The following is a 681-nucleotide window of genomic DNA, read 5'->3' on the forward strand; positions in this document are numbered from 1 at the left end:
GTATGCCTTGTAGTTTAAGTTTTAAGCTTACATTACAAAGTATACGGATATTTTCACAGACTGATTTACTCTGCAAAGACGATCCAGAAATACTCAGACAACTGTTTAAAATCATTGTCCATAAACAGGTCGCCAACAGAACAGGACGCAAAGAGCCTCGGTGCAGAAAACGCAGAACAAAGACATATCCTCCACTAAAAAAAGCTCGAGGTTTATACAAAAATGCGGCTTAACTTAGTGCCATTAAATCATACTGTTGTTGTTTATTCACAAATATGGAGCACAGACGATGACAGAAACGCAAATCAAGTGGCTATCAATTATTAGGGATTGGGAAGTCTCAGGGCTAACACAGGATAAATTCTGCCAGGAACAGGAAGTATCCAAAGCATCATTTTCCAAATGGCGTACCAAATTCATTGCAGAAGGTGCGCTTAAACCGCGCATTAAGGTAACAAAGGATGACACAAGCCCACCTCATGCCCCTTCTGGTTTTATTCCTTTTCATATCGATGCAAATACGGCAAAACAAAAATGCATGATTGAAATTGATTTGCCATTTGGGATCACATTAAGGGTACCTTGTGATGTTAACGCCGGCACATGAGATTTACCTGGCCAATTTTCCGGTTGATATTCGCAATATTATCGATGTCTTATCCGCTTTGATTTTATCTCAGT

General features: G+C 39.5%; 2 protein-coding genes. Both read left to right on the top strand.

Annotation, left to right across the window (positions count from 1 at the left end):
* Window positions 1-233, top strand: a 233-nt coding sequence (locus DNK84_RS14730) for a hypothetical protein (RefSeq protein WP_407920627.1), incomplete at its 5' end; no start/stop codon positions are given.
* 56 nt (window positions 234-289) lie between these two features.
* Window positions 290-607, top strand: coding sequence for an IS66 family insertion sequence element accessory protein TnpA (gene tnpA, locus DNK84_RS13785; protein ID WP_119345022.1), 318 nt, complete (start codon window positions 290-292; stop codon window positions 605-607).
* The last annotated feature ends 74 nt before the right edge of the window (window positions 608-681 follow it).

It is taken from the genome of Facilibium subflavum (assembly GCF_003574485.1).
GTDB lineage: Bacteria > Pseudomonadota > Gammaproteobacteria > Francisellales > Francisellaceae > Facilibium > Facilibium subflavum.